The organism is Arachidicoccus sp. (assembly GCF_050436765.1).
Lineage (GTDB): Bacteria > Bacteroidota > Bacteroidia > Chitinophagales > Chitinophagaceae > Arachidicoccus.
In genome coordinates this window covers 1-4,003 of sequence record NZ_JBNQGD010000232.1, presented here as the reverse complement: position 1 = coordinate 4,003, position 4,003 = coordinate 1, and the positions used below count along the sequence as shown (strand labels likewise).

The following is a 4,003-nucleotide window of genomic DNA, read 5'->3' as shown; positions in this document are numbered from 1 at the left end:
AATTCCGTATTCCATATCCGCACATCAGTAATATACATATCTAGATTTGTAGGTACACCACTCCCCCCTGGACCGCTGAACCAACCTAAAATTAATGGATTACCAGCATTGTTAATGGCTGCTGGGATCTTAGCGGGATCAGCTCCACTTTCCTGTGATACAGTAAGCACACCGTCTAAGTATCCCCTAACAAAAATAGTCTTATTAGCTGTCCATCTAAACGTAACAGCAATTGTATGCCATTTAGTATCCTGAATACCGTTAATACTAATTTCTTTTCTAATGGCTCCATTACCTACACTAAAATTCATGTTTGGGAAAGATGAAGGCGTTCTAAAGAAAGCCCATCCAATACCAATACCAGAAGTGGCTTTGCCAAAGAAAGTCATATAATTTACTTGCTTTAAGCTGTTAAACTTCACTTTCGCTTCCACTGTCATACTATCACCAAAGGGGCAACTATACTTGTTAGCCGGATCTGGGATAAGTATCTGTTGAGAAGGAGAAGTTGATGAATTTTGCCAATTACCAACAAGCCTAAAAGCAGTAACGTCGTAAGGAGAAGTACCCGCAGTACTTCCTGGTCTTTGAATATATCGGGGGGAAAATCGACCATTCAATTCATTGAATAAAATAAAAGAATTTCTTTGCGGTTGACCATAATACGTAAAGTCTAAAGCTCCGCCAATACCTACATCCGGAGGAAGTGCGTTTGTACCACTTACCGTGGAGGCAATAATGATAAACCAATCTTCCTTATTATAATTAGGCCTGTTTTTAATAGTGGTGATTGCTTTTCCAATATAATTATCCGTATTTATGATTGCATCTCTATATTGTGCTATATCAGGATCAAAGCCAAATTGCATTCCGGCAGCATAAGGATCATTAAATTGAGCAATTACCAACTTTGCACTATCTTGAGTTAAATTTTGATCCACTGCATCACTAACAGCAGCGTCAGCAGTAAAGGTTTTAGAAATATCTGCACCGGTAGTGAGTTCATCCGAGAAAGTCTGACTCGCACCAAAGGTTACGATACGAGCTTTAGGCTGAATTGCTTTTATTCTAGAAATTAATGTAGGATACAGCGCAATTTGACTACTATCAAAAGAATTATATACTTTGCTCTTTATAGGGCTAACGCCAGTAAGCAAGGAAGTCCAATCTCCCTCCAAACTTGAGTCCGCGGGTATTTTGCTTGTAATGCCATTAAAGGTATATACACTGCTGGAAGCGAGTTTATAAATATTAGGCGGGGTGATATTCTCGATAGCAGAGCCCGTAGCCCCATCTACAATGATATATAATACTTTTCTATTTTCCCCATTTGCCACCGAAGAATCAATATAATTAGATAACCCACTAGAGTCACGGCTGTTTTGTACAATGTTGGTAAATGGCTTGTTACAGGCAGTGGGAATTGCCATTCCTAAGCACATAACAATTACTGCTACCGCAAATTTTTCAAGATTAAAAATTTTACTAACCAATTTCTTTTTCATGAGTTTTTTTTTATAGGCCTAAACGCTGCCTTAAACAAATATTTTTACTTTCTATTACTGGGTTATTAACGAGATCTTCACTATCCCGCCTACTTGCTGGCTATCAAATACGGTGATAGAACCGAAAAGCATAACTGAGTTGATGCCAAAAAGGGTTCCTAAATCGTCTATAGCATAAATTCTTCCACTAAAGGCACCAATGTTATTATACCCTGCTGCCAAGGTTCCATCTGGATTGGTTATTACAAAGCCTTGCCGAACCAGATTGTCATATGTTTTAAAGTTTCCGGAAATTATAATTTTACCATTAGCTAATTGCCCCGCATAGTTGATAACTCCCCCTGTTACAACTTTTGAGGCGAAACTATTATCCAAAGTCCCATCAGTGTTTAACATAACAAGGCCGTTACATGCTACACCATTGAAATGCGTAAATAAGCCTGTAATCAAAATCTTTTGTGTAGCGCTACAAAAGGTAATACTTTGTATAGCATCATCTGCGCCCGATCCGGTGTTAAAGCTGTAATCCGGCTGGCCATTTTCATCAATAGCTACAATTCTTCCAACATTTTGCCCGTTATAACTACTAAAACTGCCGACCATAATAATATGGTCATTATCTAATTTAATGGCATCATTTACGTAACCATTAGCGCCCACTCCGCTACTATGTGTAACTGCATCAAAATTGTAAGAGAGATCCAAACTTCCCAATGTGGAAATTTTTGCAACGTTGACCATTGTGGTCAAATCTTGTACTTTAAGTGAGGATGTGGACCTGGGATAATAAATACTATCATAATTATTAAAATTACCGACTACCAATACTCCCCCATCGCTTGATTTAAATAATTTTATAACCGGAGTACCTCCTCTATTTACGGAAGTAAAACCACCATTGAATCGCGGTATAGTATCTATGCTGGCTAACGGATTATTAATTGGATCAGGATTTACAAAATCGGGAACTGAAATCGTTGTAGTGTCAAGAGAAATATCACTATTAATATGTGTTATATTATTGATGTTTAGTCTATTAGCATATTGAGAGAAACTACCTCCAATTATAAACTTACTACCATCCAATAATGCTGAATAAACTGCACCAGATGCACCCAATCCTTGATTATTACTTTGCACGCCACCGGTACCATTAATATATTCCACATTATTTACAAATTTGGTAGCAGTGGCCGTATTGTTATAGTTATCGAAACTTCCATAGATTAAATAGTTTGAGTTTGCTCCAGTCCTCACAAATCCATAGACCGTTCCATGTACCCCGGATCCCGTTGAAAAACTTGGATCTACCGATACATCTCCCTTAACCGTAAAGAGTGGCCCAAAAAAGTTTCGCCCATCTTCTAATGTGACAGAAACAGCTCCAGAGCTCGCATTTTGTGGAATAACTATTGTAAGAAGACTGTCCGTATAACTAACCGGTTGAACAAGAATTTGATTGAAGAAAACTTGAAAACCTGATTGTTTTTTCAGACCTGTAACTTTAAAAATAACTTCATCTCCCGGATACCCAGAAGTTTCTGAAGGCTTTGCATCTAAGAATTGTATAGGCTGCTGTACAGGTGCACCATAAGGCGAGCCCACCAAAGATTCTGTTTTTTTACAAGAAATTCCGGCACTCCATACCAATAATGTTACAAGTATGCCTACATTTCTATAAAAATATTTTCTACACATATTTAAATTATATATTATTTTATAAAAACTTTTTTCACTCAATTTTATAGGGAATCTATTCCCGCTTTATACGCATCTATAGCAAAATTATCCGGATCATAACCAAAATAATTATTTGGAAATTGTAATGCATGTATCACTCCATTGGTAGGCTGAATATCTGAAGAGGCTACTGCATCTGTAATCAAGCCGGCATAAGGAACAGAGAGGTCAGGAAAATAATTGAGATACAACTGCCTATACCCTTGATAGGCAACCCCGGCCGAGGAATTATAAACGACTCCGATATTCATTAACTGCCCGTCCAGAGAATTAAAGTAACCACCCGGGAAAGCCGCTAAATTTTGAAAATCTACCTGCGGATAATCGGCCAGTAGTTTCTTGTCTTTAAAAATATACATTGCCAAATATTTATGCCATATTTCGGGTTTAATTTGATCTAAATTGGTAATAATTGGCTTCCCTGATGATTGTAGATAATTGTCTAAATAATGAATAGTTCTACTAATACTCGAATCTCCAGGAGCAAAAAGTGTAAGCGTATGCGTATTTAAAGTATCATATAAATTTGCCAGTTTTATGATTTGAACCAGTGTATCAAATTGTAATGGTTTAGATTCGAGATATTGCATTATCGTACCACTATAATGTGGATCGATAACACCCGAATCATAATAATATTTATCTTTTTTGCAACTTACAAATATGCTGAGTATCAACGCAAAAACTGCTGTTACAAATATCAATTTATTAAGTCCTCTTTTCATTTTATTATCGTTTATTAAATCCTGTTTTCTAAT

At 36.8% G+C, this 4,003-nt stretch carries 3 protein-coding genes; all 3 read right to left on the bottom strand.

Annotated features, from left to right (window positions below; all coding sequences use genetic code 11):
* The coding region (locus tag ACQR30_RS10215; protein WP_429734677.1) for a LamG-like jellyroll fold domain-containing protein at nucleotides 1–1,505 on the bottom strand (1,505 nt) is incomplete at its 3' end.
* A 54-nt stretch (nucleotides 1,506–1,559) separates the two neighbouring features.
* The gene (locus ACQR30_RS10210; protein WP_429734675.1) at nucleotides 1,560–3,203 is read right to left on the bottom strand and encodes a delta-60 repeat domain-containing protein; all 1,644 of its coding nucleotides are present in this window, start codon (nucleotides 3,201–3,203) and stop codon (nucleotides 1,560–1,562) included.
* Nucleotides 3,204–3,247: 44 nt separating this feature from the next.
* On the bottom strand, nucleotides 3,248–4,003 hold a 756-nt coding region (locus tag ACQR30_RS10205; protein ID WP_429734672.1), incomplete at its 5' end, for a fasciclin domain-containing protein.

What these genes read in the sequence shown, in the direction of transcription:
- ACQR30_RS10210 (WP_429734675.1), bottom strand. Translation starts at nt 3,203, where the DNA reads ATGTGTAGAAAATATTTTTATAGAAATGTAGGCATACTTGTAACATTA.